Source organism: Tessaracoccus sp. MC1627, from assembly GCF_014164725.1.
In the GTDB taxonomy this organism is placed as follows: Bacteria; Actinomycetota; Actinomycetes; order Propionibacteriales; family Propionibacteriaceae; genus Arachnia.
Genome location: NZ_JACJGA010000004.1, coordinates 405345 through 422096, shown reverse-complemented (window position 1 = coordinate 422096; position 16752 = coordinate 405345). Strand labels below are relative to the sequence as shown.

Annotated in this window: 14 protein-coding genes; 9 read left to right on the top strand and 5 right to left on the bottom strand. The window is 67.7% G+C overall.

The window, feature by feature from the left end; translation table 11 throughout:
- Nucleotides 1-62: 62 nt before the first annotated feature.
- Complete coding sequence (locus tag H5399_RS10480; RefSeq protein ID WP_182782971.1) at nt 63-1361, bottom strand: sugar ABC transporter permease; 1299 nt, start codon at nt 1359-1361, stop codon at nt 63-65.
- 22 nt (nt 1362-1383) lie between these two features.
- Complete coding sequence (gene mmsA, locus H5399_RS10475) at nt 1384-2940, bottom strand: multiple monosaccharide ABC transporter ATP-binding protein (protein ID WP_182782970.1); 1557 nt, start codon at nt 2938-2940, stop codon at nt 1384-1386.
- Nucleotides 2941-3198: 258 nt separating this feature from the next.
- Here mmsA and H5399_RS10470 point away from each other — a divergent pair, with 258 nt between their 5' ends.
- Genes H5399_RS10470 through H5399_RS10460 form a run of 3 tightly spaced genes read left to right on the top strand, consistent with a single transcriptional unit; the run spans nt 3199 to nt 6145 of the window.
- A complete protein-coding gene (locus H5399_RS10470) occupies nt 3199-4371 on the top strand; it encodes an ROK family transcriptional regulator (RefSeq protein WP_182782969.1) in 1173 nt (390 codons plus the stop codon).
- A gap of 5 nt (nt 4372-4376) precedes the next feature.
- The gene (locus tag H5399_RS10465) at nt 4377-5129 is read left to right on the top strand and encodes an ATP-binding cassette domain-containing protein (RefSeq protein ID WP_220490945.1); all 753 of its coding nucleotides are present in this window, start codon (nt 4377-4379) and stop codon (nt 5127-5129) included.
- 11 nt (nt 5130-5140) lie between these two features.
- The gene (locus H5399_RS10460) at nt 5141-6145 is read left to right on the top strand and encodes a LacI family DNA-binding transcriptional regulator (protein WP_220490944.1); all 1005 of its coding nucleotides are present in this window, start codon (nt 5141-5143) and stop codon (nt 6143-6145) included.
- 11 nt (nt 6146-6156) lie between these two features.
- Here H5399_RS10460 and H5399_RS10455 read toward each other — a convergent pair whose 3' ends face one another.
- Nucleotides 6157-6453, bottom strand: a complete 297-nt coding sequence (locus tag H5399_RS10455; RefSeq protein ID WP_182782967.1) for a hypothetical protein — start codon at nt 6451-6453, stop codon at nt 6157-6159.
- Nucleotides 6450-7694 (bottom strand): inorganic phosphate transporter, encoded by a 1245-nt coding sequence (locus H5399_RS10450; RefSeq protein WP_182782966.1) that lies wholly within the window; start codon nt 7692-7694, stop codon nt 6450-6452. Before H5399_RS10450 ends, H5399_RS10455 begins: the two co-directional genes overlap by 4 nt.
- Nucleotides 7695-7849: 155 nt before the next feature.
- On the opposite strand from H5399_RS10450, the gene H5399_RS10445 reads away from it, so the two are divergent.
- The 3 genes from H5399_RS10445 to H5399_RS10435 all read left to right on the top strand — a co-directional run bounded on the left by H5399_RS10445 (nt 7850) and on the right by H5399_RS10435 (nt 10903).
- The gene (locus H5399_RS10445; RefSeq protein ID WP_182782965.1) at nt 7850-8545 is read left to right on the top strand and encodes a M48 family metallopeptidase; all 696 of its coding nucleotides are present in this window, start codon (nt 7850-7852) and stop codon (nt 8543-8545) included.
- A gap of 169 nt (nt 8546-8714) precedes the next feature.
- A complete protein-coding gene (locus H5399_RS10440) occupies nt 8715-9860 on the top strand; it encodes a peptidoglycan-binding protein (RefSeq protein ID WP_370585742.1) in 1146 nt (381 codons plus the stop codon).
- A 101-nt stretch (nt 9861-9961) separates the two neighbouring features.
- On the top strand, nt 9962-10903 hold the full coding sequence (locus H5399_RS10435) for a hypothetical protein (RefSeq protein ID WP_182782964.1): 942 nt from the start codon (nt 9962-9964) through the stop codon (nt 10901-10903).
- A 649-nt stretch (nt 10904-11552) separates the two neighbouring features.
- On the opposite strand, the gene H5399_RS10430 is transcribed toward H5399_RS10435, so the two are convergent.
- Nucleotides 11553-12197, bottom strand: a complete 645-nt coding sequence (locus H5399_RS10430) for a hypothetical protein (RefSeq protein ID WP_182782963.1) — start codon at nt 12195-12197, stop codon at nt 11553-11555.
- Between the two features lie 84 nt (nt 12198-12281).
- On the opposite strand from H5399_RS10430, the gene H5399_RS10425 reads away from it, so the two are divergent.
- From H5399_RS10425 to leuS, 3 genes are all read left to right on the top strand, one after another.
- The gene (locus tag H5399_RS10425; protein WP_182782962.1) at nt 12282-13178 is read left to right on the top strand and encodes a DUF4192 family protein; all 897 of its coding nucleotides are present in this window, start codon (nt 12282-12284) and stop codon (nt 13176-13178) included.
- A 45-nt stretch (nt 13179-13223) separates the two neighbouring features.
- A complete protein-coding gene (locus H5399_RS10420; RefSeq protein ID WP_182782961.1) occupies nt 13224-14144 on the top strand; it encodes a carbohydrate kinase in 921 nt (306 codons plus the stop codon).
- 105 nt (nt 14145-14249) lie between these two features.
- The gene (gene leuS / locus H5399_RS10415; RefSeq protein WP_370585741.1) at nt 14250-16715 is read left to right on the top strand and encodes a leucine--tRNA ligase; all 2466 of its coding nucleotides are present in this window, start codon (nt 14250-14252) and stop codon (nt 16713-16715) included.
- The last annotated feature ends 37 nt before the right edge of the window (nt 16716-16752 follow it).

Sequence of the window (16752 nt, the reverse complement as noted above, 5' to 3'; positions counted from 1 at the left end):
GATTGGGCGCACTGGGGAGGAGAGGCGCCGCTGGGGCGCCGCTCGCGGGGTCTGGGGGTGGACTACTTGGTCTGGGTCGTCGGCATGGTGTCGGCGGCATCCACGGCGGTGCCGGTCTCCACCGGCACGGCCGGCTCGGAGGTGGACGCCGGCTCGCTGCGGAAGTTCCGCATCAGGGTGCCGATCAGGGACGGGCGTCCCTGCTGCTTGTTGTAGACATCGAAGGCGACGGCGGCCAGGAGCACGAGGCCCTTGATCACCTGCGTCTGGTCAGCGCCCACGCCCATCAGCATGAGGCCGCTGTTGAGGACCGCCATCACCAGGCCACCGATCATCGAACCGACGACGGTGCCGATGCCGCCGGAGACCGCGGCCCCACCGATGAAGACGGCTGCGATGGCGTCGAGCTCCCACATGGTGCCGTCGGAGGGGCCGGCGGCGGTGGCGCGGCCCACGAACAGGATGCCGGCGATGGCCGCGAGGAAGCTCATGTTGAGCATGACGAGGAAGTAGGTCTTGGCGGTGTTGACGCCCGAGAGCGCGGCTGCGGCCTTGTTGCCGCCGACGGCGTAGATGTGGCGGCCGAAGCGGGTGCGCTGGGTGAGCACGTGGTAGATGATCACCAGGATCACCAGGATCACGCCGGGGATCGGGAACGAGGTGCCGGGGCGGCCGCTGCCGAACAGCCAGGTGACGTAGCCGATGACGGTGACGATCAGGGCGATCCGCACGACGGTGGCCCACATGGGAGCCTCAACCCCGCGCTCGAGGGCGTGGGCCCTGCGCTTGAACTCGCTCCAGATGAACCACGCTGCCGCGAGGATGCCGAGCAGCAGCGTCGAGTTGTTGAGCCCTGTGAAGGACGGACCCCACTCGGGCAGGTAACCGGCGCCGAAGAACCGGTACTCCTCGGGCACGGGAACCGAGATGGACTGCGACATCCAGATCACCAGGCCGCGGAAGATCATCATGCCCGCCAGGGTGGTGATGAAGCCCGGGATGCCCACCTTCGCCAGCCAGAAGCCGTGCCAGGCACCGATCAGGATTCCGGCCAGCAGCCCGGCGAGGATACCGGCCCACCAGGGGAAGCCGTACGTGGCTGTGGTCAGGGCGGTCGTCATGCCGACGAATCCGGCCACTGAGCCCACCGAGAGGTCGATCTGGCCGATGACGATGACCATCACCATGCCGATGGCCAGGATCAGCACGTAGGCGTTGCCTGAGATGAGGTTCTGGAAGTTGGACGAGGTGAGCATCCGGCCACCGGAGACCACGTCGAAGACGACGGCCAGGAGCACCAGCGCCAGTGCCATCGTGTACTGCTGGAGGTTTCCTCCGAGGACTTGCTTGAGAGCCTTCATGATTGTGTGTTCCCCGTTCAGGTCAGGCCGGCAACGCCGCGGCCGAGGTGCTGGTGGTGGTCATTCGTCGCATCAGCGTTTCCTGGTCGGCGTCCGATGCCGCCAGGTCGCCGGTGATCCGGCCCTCGCAGATGGTGTAGATGCGGTCACAGATGCCGAGCAGTTCCGGCAGCTCAGAGGAGATCACCACAACGCCCTTGCCCGAATCGGCGAGTGCATGGATGAGCTTGTAGATCTCGTACTTGGCGCCGACGTCGATGCCGCGCGTGGGCTCGTCGAGGATCAGCAACTTCGGATCGGGGTACATCCACTTGGCGAGCACGACCTTCTGCTGGTTGCCGCCGGAAAGGGTGGCCACGCCGACGTCCACGCTGGGCGCCTTGATGCGCAGGTCCTTCCGGTACTTCTCGGCGACGGCGGACTCCTTGCGCGGGTTGAGCAGGAACCGCGTCACGATGTCCTTGAGGTTGGCCGACACGATCGTGGACTTGATGTCGTCGATGAGGTTCAACCCCAACGTCTTGCGGTCCTCGGTCACGTAGGCGATGCCCTGCTCGATGGCCCGCGCGACGGTGTGGGTCTCGATCCGCTGCCCGGCCAGGTGCATCTCGCCGGAGAGCCACCGGCCGTAGGAGCGCCCGAAGATGGAGCGGGCGAGCTCGGTGCGGCCGGCGCCCATCAGCCCCGCGAATCCCACCACCTCGCCGGCGCGGACGGTGAACGCCGCATCCTTGCTGACCAGGCGCCCGGGGATGGACGGGTGTTCGACGTTCCAGCCGGAGACCTCGAACAGCACATCCCCGACGTGCGGGGTGCGCGCGGGATAGCGGTTTTCGATGGATCGGCCCACCATGGCGCGGATGATGCGGTCCTCGTCGACCTCCCCGGCCACGACGTCGTAGGTTTCAACCGTGCGGCCGTCGCGGATGACGGTCACCGCGTCGGAGACCGCGGCGATCTCGTTGAGCTTGTGGGAGATCATGATCTGGGTGATGCCCTTGGCCTTCAGGCCACGCATCAGGTCCAGCAGGTTGCGGGAGTCGTCCTCGTTGAGGGCGGAGGTGGGCTCGTCGAGGATGAGCAGCTTGACGTTCTTGGCCAGGGCCTTGGCGATCTCGATCAGCTGCTGCTGGCCCACGCCGAGTGTCTTGATCGGGGTATCGGGGTCGATTTCCAGGCCGACGCGGGCCAGCAGGTCAAGCGCCTTGAGCCGGGCGGCCTGCCAGTCGATCAGCATCCCGGAGACCACTTCGGAGCCGAGGAAGAGGTTCTCCGTCACCGACAGCTCTGGGATGAGAGCCAGTTCCTGGTGGATGATGACGATGCCGCGCTCCTCGGAGGCCTTGATGCCGCCGAAACGCACCACCTCGCCCTCAAACTCGATGTCGCCGTCGTAGGTGCCGTGGGGGTAGACGCCCGAGAGCACCTTCATGAGGGTGGACTTGCCCGCCCCGTTCTCCCCGCAGATGGCGTGAATGTCGCCGCGGCGCACATTCATGGTGACGCCGTCGAGGGCCTTGACCCCTGGGAACTCCTTGGTGATGCTGCGCATCGCAAGTATCACGTGACCGTCAACCATGCGTATCCGTGTCTCCTTCGACTCCGGCCTGTGACCATTCGCTGCCACCGTGCCCCGATGGATAGAACGTACGACCGCAGGACCCTTGGCGTCAACTCTTAAAGTCAAGCGTTATCAAAATGTTATCTTGCAATCGATACCACCGTGTGTGACTAGGCCCTTTCGTGGAACCGGGCGTCTCCGTGGCGCTGGCCAGCTTGGGTTTGGGAACAAAACTTAAGGGCGACACCATTCTGGGTACTGCGGTAGCCTTCAAGCGTGAACAGGGTTGTCGGCGCGCCGGGCTCACAGCCTTCGCTGCGCGAGGCCAACAGCGCGCGCATCGTTGAAGCAGTGAAGGCGTACGGGCGCATCACGCAGGTGGAACTGGCCAGCGCCACCGGGTTGTCCGCTGCCACCGTGTCCAACATCGTCAAGCAGCTGCTCGAGCAGGGCGTGGTGGAGACCAGCGCCACCACACGCTCCGGTCGCCGGGCCCAGCTGGTCTCGCTCAGGCCCTCGTCCGCCCTGGCCGTGGGCATGCACATCGGCCGGAGGTCCCTGGATCTCGTCCTCGCGGACGCCACACTGGAGGTGGTCGCCTCGACGAGGATGCCCCTCCCGGCAGACCACAGGTCAGACACCACCCTGGACAGGGCGGCGCTGCTGGTGGCCGACCTCGCGGACCAGGTGGGGGCGGACATGGAGCACATCGGGGGAGTGGGCCTGGCGCTGCCCTCCAGCGTGGGTCGCGGTGGCCGCACCGGCGCGTTCCAGCTGCCCGGCTGGGAGGAGCTCGACGTCGACGAGCTGTCCGCCAGGATCCAGCGCAGGGTGCTGGTGGTCAAGGAGGCCGACGCCGGGGCGTTGGCGGAATCGCGGCTCGGCGCCCTGCGCGGCGTCGAGGGCGCTCTCTATGTGCACGCCTCGCACACCACCGAGTCAAGCCTGGTCCTGCGCGGAGTGGTGCATGGTGGATTCAGAGCTGGCGCCGGCGCACTCGGGCATGTACGGGTGGATGCGGCCGGCCAGATTTGCCGCTGCGGAGCGCGGGGCTGCCTCAACACCGTCGTGTCCGGGGAGGCGCTGGCAGAGCTGGTGCGGCTCAGCCATGGACCCATGGATCTACGCTCCATCGTCAAGGCGGCGCGCGACGGTGACCCGGGCTGTCGCCAGGTGGTCGCGGACGCCGGAAGCGTCATCGGAACGGCGCTCGCGGACCTCGCCACCGTCGTCGCGCCGGAACGGATCACCTGGGGCGGCGAGTTGGCGACAGTGGGGGAGGCCTTCGTCGGACCGCTGCGCGACGCGATGCGGAGCCGCCCGTTGCTGCCGCCCGTCGAGGAGCTCCTGGCGGAGCCTGCGTTCCCCGTCGACGGGTGCGCCCGGGGTGCGCTGGTGGCCATTCACGATCTGATCAACGCCGCGCCGGCCGGATCGGTGGAAGGATGACAGGCATGGACGCCCGCCCCCCGCTCCTCGAGCTGCGCTCGGTCAGCAAGCACTTCGGCGGGGTGCTGGCACTGGTGGACGTGGACCTGACGGTGCGGGCCGGCGAAGTGGTTGCGCTCGTCGGAGACAACGCCGCTGGAAAGTCCACCCTGGCACGGATGATCTCCGGGGTCCACCAACCCGACGCGGGACAGATCCTCCTCGGGGGCATCGAGGTGACCATCGCCTCGGCCCAGGCGGCATTCGCCAAGGGTGTCGCGGCGGTGTTCCAGGAGTTCGCGCTCGCCGAGAATCTGGACGTCACCTCGAACATCTTCCTGGGGCGAGAGCTCAGCTCCGGTGGGCTGCTGGATGTCGACCGGATGGACGACCTCGCGCGGTCCTACCTCGCCCAGCTCAACGCCCGCATCCCAGATCTGCGCACTCCGCTCGTGCAGCTCTCGGCCGGCCAGCGGCAGAGCGTCGCCATCGCCCGCACTCTGGTGCGGCAGCCGCGGTTGGTGGTGCTCGACGAGCCGACGGCCTCGCTGTCGGTGGCCCAGACGGCGGAGGTGCTCAGCTACGTCGAACGGCTGCGCGACATGGGGCTGGGGGTCATCCTGATCAGCCACAACCTCTATGACGTGCGGGCCGTCGCAGACCGGATCGAGGTCCTCCGGCATGGGCGCAACAACGGCTCGTTCGACGCCGGGACCGCCAGCTACGAGGAAGTCCTCTCCGCGATCACGGGCGCGACGAGGCGGCGGGTGTCGCGGTGAGGGATGGCAGGGTGGCACGCCCCACCATGAAGGACGTCGCGGCCATTGCCGGCGTGGCCGTCACCACCGTCTCGCGGGTGATCAACCGGGATCCGAAGGTGGCCGAGGAGACTCGGGCACGGGTGGTGGCCGCCATCTCCGAACTCCACTACCAGCCGGACCTTCACGCCGGAAACCTGCGCCGTCGCGGCCGTACCAACACACTCGGGCTCCTGGTGGGCAACGTCGCCAACCCCTTCTCTGCCTCCCTGCATCGCGCCGTCGAGGACGTGGCACGCCCTCACCACGTGGCTGTCTTCGCCTCGAGCCTCGACGACGATTCCACCCGTGAGCGCGAGGCCGTCGAGGCGTTCCTGCGGCGCAGGGTCGACGGTCTCATCCTCACCACCATCGGCCGGGACCACTCCTACCTCGCCCGCGAGATGGACCGAGGGACCCCTGTCGTGTTCGTGGACCGCAGGCCCTCGGGTGTGGTGGCCGACACCGTGCTGTCGGACAACTACGCCGGCGCGAGGGTGGCGGTGGCACACCTCGCCGACCATGGCCATACACGCATCGCATTTCTGGGCGACAGCGAAGAGATCTTCACGGCCCGTGAACGGCGCCGAGGGTACCTCGACGAATGCCGCGACAGAGGGTTGCGGGTGGGACCCGGCCTGGTGGTGGGCGGCCTGGGCGACGAAGTGGCCGCCGCCAGAGCGGTGGCCGGCCTGTTGGCGTCGGCGGATCCGCCCACGGCGTTGTTCACCGCCCAGAACCTCATCACCATCGGCGCCGTCGAGGCGCTGAGCGCCGCGCAGAAGCTTGCGGCGGTGGGGCTGGTGGGATTCGACGACATCCCCATGGCGGCCTACCTGGCGGTGCCTGTGACGGTGGTGGCTCAGGATCCCAGCCTGATCGGACGCACGGCCGCCGAGCTGGTGTTCGGGAGGCTCGACGGGGACACCTCGGAGCCCCGGGAGATCGTGGTTCCCACCACACTCGTGCAGCGTGGCTCCGGAGAGGTGGCGCTCTAGCGTCTACTGGGTCACTTGGCCACGAACGAGGGGAGGAGTCCGTCCATGACCAGCCTCATCCCGAGACCGTGCGCCACGATGACGCCGATTCCAGCGGTGACGGCCACCAGCACGACGGCGAAGCAGAGATAGGCCACCACCCTGGCTGCCGGGTGCGGGACGTGATCAGTGGCGTCCGCGTCACCGCCCACCCCATAGGAGAGCGCACGGATACCGAGGGCGAAGATGGCAGGCAGGCCGGCCCCCAGGAGCAGACCCACCCACAGCACGTTCCAGGCGCCGCCCAGCGCCAGCCACAGGGTGTTCATGCGTTCGTTCCCTCCCGGTCCGGATCCTTGGTGTGGCTGGGCAGTACCCGGTCCGTCACCTGCTCCACCCACTCGTCATTGACGTTGCTGTGGTCCACCATCGAGCGGCGCGACCGGTGGTACATCCAGGCCGATGAAGCGAGCAGGACAAGGAAGACGACGATGGCCCCGGCGAGGCCTCCGATGGTGTGACCGATCAGCCACATCAGCGCCCCCACCAGCCCCGCCGAGGGCAGCGTGATCAGCCAGGCGATCCCCATCCGGCCGGCGATCCGCCAGTTGACGGTGGCGCCCTTCTTGCCGATGCCGGTACCGAGTATGGATCCGGTGGCGACGTGCGTGGTGGACAGGGCGAAGCCGAGATGACTGGAGACGAGGATGACCGCCGCCGACGAGGACTCCGCCGCCATGCCCTGGGGTGACTCGATCTCCACCAGGCCCTTTCCCAGGGTGCGGATGATCCGCCAGCCGCCCAGGTAGGTGCCCAGCGCGATGGCGAGCGCACAGCTCAGCTTCACCCAGAAGGGCACTGCCTCCAGATCCGTCCAGGTCCCGGTGGCGATGAGTGCCAGGGTGATGACGCCCATCGTCTTCTGGGCGTCGTTGGTGCCGTGGGCGAGAGAGACCAGGGACGCGGAGCCGATCTGGCCCCAGCGGAAGCCGGACTCGCGGTACTTCGCAGCCACGCCGCGCGTGATCCTGAACACCAACCAGGTGCCGACAGTGGCCACGATCACCGCGACCACCGGCGACATCAGGGCCGGCAACACCACCTTGCCGATCACCCCGTCGAGCTTGGTCCCGTCCCCGGTCCACTTGACCCCCTGGACGCCTAGTCCGGCCATGGTGGCACCGACGAGGCCACCGAACAGGGCGTGTGAGGAACTCGAGGGAAGGCTGAATAGCCAGGTGAGGAGGTTCCACACGATGGCGCCGACGAGGCCTGAGAGGATGATCAGAAGGAGGGCTAGGCCCCCGTCGGCGATGAGCTCCGGCCTGGGTGCGCCGGTCTTGTCCTGGATGTTGACCACAGCGTTGGTGACCGTCAGTGCGACCTCGACCGAGAGGAATGCGCCCACCAGGTTCAGGACGGCCGACAGGGCGACGGCCGTTTTCGGCTTGAGGGCACCGGTTGCGATCGAGGTGGCCATGGCGTTTCCCGTGTCATGGAAACCATTGGTGAAGTCGAAGACCAGAGCGGTCACGACGACGAGCGTTAACACGATTAACTCGGGTGGCACGTGCCCAGTCTGCTACGCCGCGGCTCCTCCCGCGCAATCGGGGCATGTGAGCGAGCCTGAGGTTCATTTTTGACGCCTCCAGATGAACCTCAGGTGAATTCCCGGGGCCGCATGGCTGAATCTCTTCGTCGGTGGCCCGTCGTAGCATGACGCCCATGCCCAGACGCGCCCAACCCTCTTCCCGGCTCCGTGTGGCCGGCATCGAAACCACGGTGACGTACAAGCCCATCAAGACAATCCGGGTGCGGGTCCTTCCCCCGGACGCCCGGGTGGCCGTCTCGGCGCCCGTGGGGGTGTCGGAGGAGGCCGTTGAGGACTTCGTGCGGCGGCACAGCGCGTGGATCGTCGACGCGCAGGCACGGGTCAGGATGGCCGCGCCGGTGGCCGAGCCGCTTGTCGATGGCGGACGGGCCCGGGTCTGGGGGAGGTGGCATGAGCTGCGGACCGTGCCCGGGGTCACAGCCGGGGCCACGCTTGAGGCGGGAAGTGTTCTGCTCGGAGGGTCGGACGAGGAGGCCCGACGGCGCGGCCTCGAAGGGCTGTACCGGCGCGAGCTCGAGGCGGCGCTTCCAGGGCTCCGAGCCGAGTGGGAACCAAGGGTGGGCAGGTCCCCCTCGCTCATCCGTCTGCGGAGGATGACCACCAGATGGGGCACCTGCAACACGCGCAGCGCCGCGATCACCCTCAACGTCGCCCTCGCGGAGCATCCGCCGTCAGCGCTCGAGTATGTGCTGGTACACGAACTCGTCCACCTCCACGAGCGCGGACATGGGCCCGGGTTCGTCGCCTGGATGGACCGTCTCATCCCCGACTGGAGAGTCCGGCGGCGGTCGCTCCACGGCCGCGCTTGACCGGACAGGGAGTGCAACCGGAGCACCGGTCCCATGCGTAGGGAGGGTATGGATCGAGGAAAGGACCACCATGACCCGCTGCGCCCCTGAGGGTGTCATGTCCAGGCGTGACCTGGGGGGAGACTATGCTACCCGTGACGTGTTCGATCTTCCCCCTGCGAGGTGCACCGTGTTCAGCCCATCTGGCGCCCGGCGGGTCGCCGTCGGCATGATCGCCGCCGTGGCCCTGCTGTTGGCCGGTTGCGCACCCGGGGCGGTCTCTCCGGACGCCACACCACTCCCGGCGCCGAGCAGCCCCGTGGCCGAGCCCGTCCCGGCAACCCCGTCGGCGCCGGCACCCAGCCCGTCATTCTCGCCGGATCCGGTGCCCTCCATCACTGAACCGCCCACGCAGGAGACGGCCCCCCCGGCACCCCCGCCGCCCCCGGCACTGCTTGAGCTCAGCGACGAGGGCGACGATGTGCGTGACCTGCAGCACCGCCTTCTGCAGCTTGACTGGTTCTCCGGCAAGATCACGGGGGTCTACGCCGAGGACACCAGGCTCGCCATCGAGGGTTTCCAGGCCAAGCGCGGCATCCCCGTGACCGGTGCGGTGGATCAGGTGACGCTGGACAGACTTCATTCCATGACGCGCGAACCCACCCGGGACGAGATGTACAACGTGCTGACCCCCGGCCCCGCGATCTACGCCCAAGGCAGCAAGGGTGACGGCGTCAAGGACCTGCAGGCCAGGCTGAAGCAGATCGGCTGGTACTCGCCCAAGATCGACGGCATCTTCGGCGCGCAGACCCTGGAGGCGGTGAAGGGCTTCCAGGCCAAGCGCCAGATCCCCGTCACTGGGGAAGTGGATCAGCGCACCAAGGACCGGTTGTACGGCATGACCCGCAAGCCCACCGCGGACGAACTCAACAACGTGGTCCGCGCTGCAACGCCTTCGACGATGACGCTGGACGATCGCTGCCTGACCGGGCGCGTCATCTGCATCTCCAAGGCGCAGCGCCGCCTGGCGTGGGTGATCGACGGAACCATCGTCGACACCATGTCCGTGCGCTTCGGCTCAGAGCTGACTCCCACCCGCAACGGCGTCTTCTCGGTCTACTGGAAGTCGAAGAACCACGTCTCCAGCCTCTACGACACACCCATGCCCTACGCCCTGTTCTTCAGCGGCGGCCAGGCGGTCCACTACTCGGCGGACTTCGCGCGCAACGGCTACAACGGAGCCTCGCACGGTTGTGTCAACGTCCGGGACAAGTCAGCCGTGGCGGCGCTGTTCGACGCCGCCCGCGTCGGTGACAAGGTGGTTGTCTACGCATGAGGGTAGCGACCGGGGTCGATGCGGAGCAGGACCGCGGTCGCACCCCGGCCTTCCTATGGGCCTGTAGTCTTCCAGCGACGATCGACTGAGAGGCCGCGCACGTGATCTGGCTAGCCATCGGGATGCAGGTTGTGTCCTCCTTCTTGTTCGCCAGCGGTGCCGTCCTGCAGAGCCTGGGGGTCAAGTCCACCTTCGATCCGTCGGGAACCGCGTCGTCGAACACGCTCACGTTCGCTGGGCTGCTGCGGTTGTTCAAGATCCGGAAGTGGCTGCTCGGGCTCCTGTTCGTCTTCTCCGGGGCGGCCATCCACCTGGTGGCGCTGTCATTCGCACCCGTGGCTGTAGTGCAGCCGGTGGGGATCCTGGCCGTGCCGTGGTCCGTGCTGCTCGCAGCCCGTATCCACAAGCACAAGCTGAGCCACAAGATGTGGATCGCTGTGGGCATCACTGTGGCCGGCGTCGTCGGCTTCACGGTCTTCTCGTCGCTCTTCGCCACCGGCGTCAAGCAGGTTGAGTTCGCCCCCATGTTCATCGCCTTCCTCGTGGTGTGCGCCATCTGCGGTGTGCTGTCCTACTTCGCGACAAAAGCGGCCCCGTGGGCGAAGGCCATGATGTGGTCCTCGGTTGGCGCCACCTTCTACGGCCTCGCCTCCGGGTTCATGAAGGCGGCGATGGATCTGGTCCTCAAGCACGGCCAGTCCTTCGCCGGGTTCGAGGTCGTCGCGACGGTGGCGATGATGCTGGCCTGTTACGGACTCGGCGTGTGGATGATCCAGCAGGGCTACGCATCCGGGCCGGCGGAGATCACCGTGGGCACCATGACGACGGTGGACCCGTTCGTGGCGGTCCTCTTCGGGCTCATCGTGCTGGGTGAGGGCATCGGCATGGGCGTGGGCCCAGCCGTGGGAATGGCCGTCACGGGCGCCATCGCGGTCTACGGCGTGCTGCTGCTGTCCAAGGATCACCCGGACGCCATCGAGGAGCGGCGCGTGTTGGCCGAGGCGAGCGAGAACGCGCCCGCCTCCGACCCACCCATGAGCTAGCCGGCTCCGCCGGAGAGGCGTTCGGCGCCATGCGACCCGATGGCGTGGCCCGTCCCCTTCGCTGCCTGAGGAGGGTCGCCCGCGTAGCGGCGTGACCCGTGCCCTGCGCTTCCTGAGGAGGGTCGCCCGCGAAGCGGCGTGGCCCGTCCCCTTCGCTCCCTGAGGAGGGTCGCCCGCGAAGCGGCGTGGCCTGTCTCGAAAGGTTGTGACTACCACTTTCACGCAATTCTTGTTGGCGGGTGCGGTGAGCCGTGAGTCGATGCCCGGGCGGCCGTTGTCCATGGTTTCGATGTTCCGGTCAGCCGGGTCGGTGGTCGGGTTGTTGAGGCCGCCCGGGCATAGTCTCCCGTCTCCCCGCACTCGTCCTGCTTGTGGCGTGGTCTAGTCCGGGTGCGAGTCGGCAGGGCGGCGCTGGGGTTGGGTCTACCTTGGCGGGATGCCGGCCGGGTGATCGTCGGGTTGGGCACCGCGACGCGGCGCCGCCCTGCCGTCCCGCACCCGTGTGCTCGGGTGCGGGTATCGACTCACGGCTCCCCGCGCCCGACGTCGAGATCGGAGTGAAGGTGGTAGTCACGACCCTTCGAGACGGGCCACGCCGCTTCGCGGGCGACCCTCCTCAGGGACCGGTGGGGTGGACGAGCGAGGATCGCTACCCGGCCGCTATCGGAAGGGCGTTCAGCGCCACGCGGCCCGACGGCGTGGCCAGCACGATGGTGGAATCCGCATTCGGCATGACGAAGAACACGTCGGCCTCGTACGGCACGCCGGCGCGGACGGTGAACGGGAAGGGATCCACCGGGTCGAACGCCTCGCGTGACTCGTTGGTGAAGGAGAAGAGGCCGAACTGGTACTCGCCCTCCTCCACCTCGACGCGGATCTTCAACGCCAACCCATCGTCGGTCCACTCGTGGCTCACGATCTCGAAGATCCCGTCGCCGTTGCCCTCGAAGGGAATGAAGTTGCCGGATCGGGTGGGCGACGGCTCAGCCGCGACGGAGGGGGTGGGGGAGGCCTCCGGGGCCGCAGCCGGATCTCCGCCGAGGAACTGCATGCCCAGGATGAGAGCCCCGATGAGGACGATCACGCCCACGACGATCCACAGTGTGGGACCGGGCGTGCGGGGCGGACGGACAGTGTCGGGGTCTGGGGGCGGCGCCGGTGGCTGACCGAACGGCTGGCGCGGATCGCGGCCCTGCACGTCGTGGAACTGTGTGGGGCGGTAGCCAGGATCCTGGTGGGACCACGGCGAGTTGTCCCGTCCCTCGCCCGGCGGCGGCCACTGCTGGTTGCTCATAGTGCTGCCAGCGTACCCAGAGCGGTTGTCCACAGTTCCGCTGACAGGTGGGAAACAACCCAGCGTCTTCCCGAGTAATGGACAATGAGCAGCACACCAGTTCTCCGCGGCACCACGCGTGCCGATCTTCTCGCCATGCCCGCCGTCCTGCTGGGCTTCCACCCCACTGACTCCTGCGTCATCCTGGCGTTGAGCGGCAAGTCCGTCGCCTTCTGCGCCCGCCTGGATCTCGACTGGTTCGTCTACCACTTCGACGACGTGGCGGATCAGATCATCAACGCCTCCTCCCAGGTGGAGGACTGCCGGTTCGTGCTGATCGGCTTCGGTGAGCCGGACGAGGCGGGTCTCGCCGTCACTGAGCTGGCATCAGTGGTGGGGGAGTCGCGGGTTATCGACGCCATGGTGACCAACGGGCAGACCACGTGGGTGCTGGACGCGGACCTGCAGGTGCACGAGATCGAGTGCCACACCAGCGCGCTCGAGGCGCAGGCCGTCTATGAAGGAGTCAGGATCTGCGCGGACCGGGAGGAAGCTGTGGCACCCGTCGAGCAGCACGTCCCGCTGCCGGATGCGGAGGTGGCGGCGGCGCAGACCCTGGTCCGCGCCTTGTCCCCGGAGGATGCGATGGACCTCCTTGCGGACCTGGCGGAGTCCGAGGAACGGCTCACCCCCACCGAGGCCTGCACCCTGGCTGTCCTGTTGGGAGACGAAGACCGGCTCGGCGCCTTGCTCACCCGCCTCAGCATCACGAACGCGGATGCCGTGTGGCCCAATCTGGTGGCGGCCCGTCGTGTCGCGCCCGAGGACGTGCAGGCGAACGTGATCTCGCTCCTGGGGATGGCGTCCTGGCTGAGCGGCCGGGGCGCTGCCCAGACCTCATGCCTTGAGCAGCTGGCGAGGTCAGATCCCCGGCATGCGGTGGCGAGCCTACTCAGGCGTCTCCACCAGTGCGGGATCCCGCCGCGTCGCTGGGACGAATGACCCCTCGGGGGCGCCGGCCCCCCGGGCGTGCCGTAGGGTTCTGCCATGCGTTTCGTCGTGTGTGGAGAAGCCCTGATCGATCTGATGCCGGAGGAGATGATCTCGCCGGCGGAGAGCCGTTGGATCGCCAGATCGGGTGGAGGTCCGTTCAATACAGCTGCCGCCCTCGCGCGCCTCGGCAAGGACACCAGATTCCTTGGTCGGCTGAGCACTGATGCGTTGGGGCGCCAGTTGCGCAGCCACCTCGAGCACGCGGGCGTGGACCTCGGGTTGGCCGTCCCCACGGAGGACCCCACCTCGCTCGCGGTCGTGTCCCTCGACGAGCAGGGCCGGGCCAGCTACCACTTCCACTTCGCGGGCACGTCCGCATTCAGCTGGAGGGCAGGCGAGCTGCCGCAGTTGGAGCACTCGGACTGGCTGCACTTCGGCTCCATCGGCGCCGTCATCGGCAGCGGCGCGAAGCACATCCTGGACTTCGTTCGCAGCACCGACGCCGCGGTGAGCTTCGATATCAACGTTCGGCCGTCCACCCTGCCGGACAGGGCAGAGTACTTCGGTCTCGTCTCAGACCTTCTGTCGGCCGTCGGCAAGAACGGTGGCATCGCCAAGGCCTCGGACGAGGACATCGCGTGGCTCGTCGACGACGATTCGGATCCCTTGGGCTACGCGGAGGGATGGGTAGGGGAGTACGGGCTGTCGATGTTCATCGTCACGCTCGGCGCTGACGGCGTGGTGGCCGTCAAGCCGGACGGTCGCCGCATCCGCACACCTGGGCGTCGCATCGACGTGGTGGACACGGTGGGCGCCGGTGACACGTTCATGGCCGGCTTCCTGTCGGCCTACGCCGATGACCCGGGAGATGTGGAGGCGGCGCTGGCGCGCGGCGTTGCCGCGGCCGCGATCGTGTGCACCCGGAAGGGTGCCCAGCCGCCCACCGCCGCCGAAGTGGACGCCCTTCTCGCCTGAGGCAGCCACGATGCCTGGGTGCACGGTGGGTCCGGCTCAGGGCGGACGGGTATATTGAGCCACCGTGCCGCCAGGCGCAGTAGATGCCGATTGCAGGAGATGGTCGTGAGCCAAGAGGTGGGTCAGTACGACAGGGTCCAAGCCCAGGAGAAGTGGCAGGCCTTCTGGGAGGAGAACGGAACCTTCACCCCCCTCGACGACGGCAGCCGAGAGCGCCGCTACGTGCTGGACATGTTTCCTTATCCATCCGGTGACCTGCACATGGGACACGCCGAGGCGTACGCGATGGCAGACGTGCTGGCCCGCTACTGGCGCCTCAAGGGCTTTGACGTCATGCACCCGATAGGCTGGGACTCCTTCGGCCTGCCCGCCGAGAACGCCGCGATCAAAGCTGATGCCCATCCGGCCACCTGGACCTACAACAACATCGAGACCCAGGCCCGCTCCTTCAAACGCTACGGGCTCAGTTTCGACTGGTCCCGCCGGCTGCACACCTCGGACGAGGACTACTACAAGTGGACACAGTGGCTGTTCGCCCGCTTCTACGAGCGGGGACTGGCCTACCGGAAGGACTCGTTCGTCAACTGGTGCCCGACGGACCAGACTGTGCTGGCCAACGAGCAGGTTGTCGACGGCAGGTGCGAGCGCTGCAAGACGGAAGTCACCAAGCGCAAGCTGAACCAGTGGTATTTCAAGACCACGGCCTACGCGCAGCAGTTGCTCGACGATATGGCGCAGCTTGAGGGGGGCTGGCCGGATCACGTCCTGGCTATGCAGCGCAACTGGATCGGACGATCCGAGGGCGCGCACGTCCGGTTCATCGTCGAGGGGCGCGCGGAGCCCATCACGGTTTTCACCACGCGCCCCGACACCCTGTTCGGTGCCACCTTCATGGTGGTGGCGCCCGATGCGCCCCTCGCGGCCGATCTGGTCACCGACACCCAACGGGAGACCTTTGAGGCCTACCTGGAGAAGGTCAAGCGGGAGACCGAGATCGAGCGGCAGTCCACCGAGCGAGCCAAGACGGGTGTCTGGCTGGGGTGCCACGCCGTCAACCCCGTCAACGGCGAGCAGATTCCGATCTGGGCCGCCGACTATGTCCTGGCCGACTACGGCACAGGCGCCATCATGGCCGTGCCGGCGCACGACCAGCGGGACCTGGACTTCGCCCGGCAGTACGGGCTCCCGGTGCGCACCGTCATCGACGTCGACGGCACCGATCCGGCCCTCACCGGGGTCTCCACCAGCGGCGACGGCGCCTACATCAACTCGGGCACGTTGGACGGTCTGACGGACAAGGCCTCCGGCGTGGCGCGGATCATCGCGCAACTGGAGGCCGACGGTCTCGGCACGGGCACGGTGCAGTTCCGGCTCCGTGACTGGCTCCTGTCCCGCCAACGGTTCTGGGGCTGCCCCATCCCCGTGGTGCACTGTCCGTCGTGCGGGGAAGTGCCCGTCCCCGACGACCAGCTGCCGGTCCGCCTGCCGGACCTGCGGGGCGCCGCATTGGCGCCCAAGGGCACCTCCCCGCTGGCCTCGGCCACCGAATGGGTGTCCACGGAGTGCCCCCGCTGCGGCGGACCGGGACAGCGCGACACAGACACGATGGACACCTTCGTCGACTCATCGTGGTACTTCTTCCGCTACTGCTCCCCGGGCTACGACAAGGGCCCCTTCAACCCCGACGACGTTCGCCGCTGGATGCCGGTCGCGCAGTACGTCGGCGGCGTCGAACACGCGATCCTGCACCTGCTCTACATGCGCTTCTTCACCAAGGTGCTGCGCGACATGGGGTTGGTGGACTTCGACGAGCCGATGCTTCGCCTGCTCAATCAGGGCCAGGTCATCAACCAGGGCAAGGCGATGAGCAAGTCGCTGGGCAACGGCGTAGATCTCGGCAAGCAGATCGACGAGTTCGGTGTGGACGCTGTGCGCCTCACCATGGTGTTCGCGGGGCCCCCCGAGGACGACATCGACTGGGCTGACCTGTCTCCGGCCTCGAGCCTGAAGTTCCTGCAGCGTGCGCACCGCATCGCCGCAGACGTCGCCTCGGATCGTCGCGTCGATTTCGCGCTCGGCGACCCCGCGCTGCGCAAGGCGGTCCACAAGGCCATCACCGAGGTGTCGATGCTCCTGGAGTCCGGCCGGTTCAACGTGGCCGTGGCGCGCACCATGGAAGTGGTCAACGCCACCCGTAAAGCGATCGACGGAGCCCCTGGACCCGCAGACCCCGCCGTGCGCGAGGCCGCGGAGTTCGTGGCTCAATCGCTCAGCGTCGTCGCGCCCTACGTGGCGGAGGAAATGTGGGAGCTGCTGGGCCACGCGCCCTCCGTGGCCACCAGCACCTGGCCGACGGCGGACCCGAGCCTCACCGTCGACGACACGGTCACCATGGTGGTGCAGATCCAGGGCAAGATCCGCGCCAAGCTCGAGGTGCCCGCAGATATCACCGAGCAGGACGCGCTCGCGGCGGCGCTGGCGGACCCGGGCGTCCAGAGGTCCCTGGACGGCCGGGAGATCGCCAAGGTGATCCCCAGGCTCCCGAAGATGCTCAGCCTCGTCCCGCGCTGAGTTCTCCACAGGCGTGCACCCGGCCGAGAAACCGGCG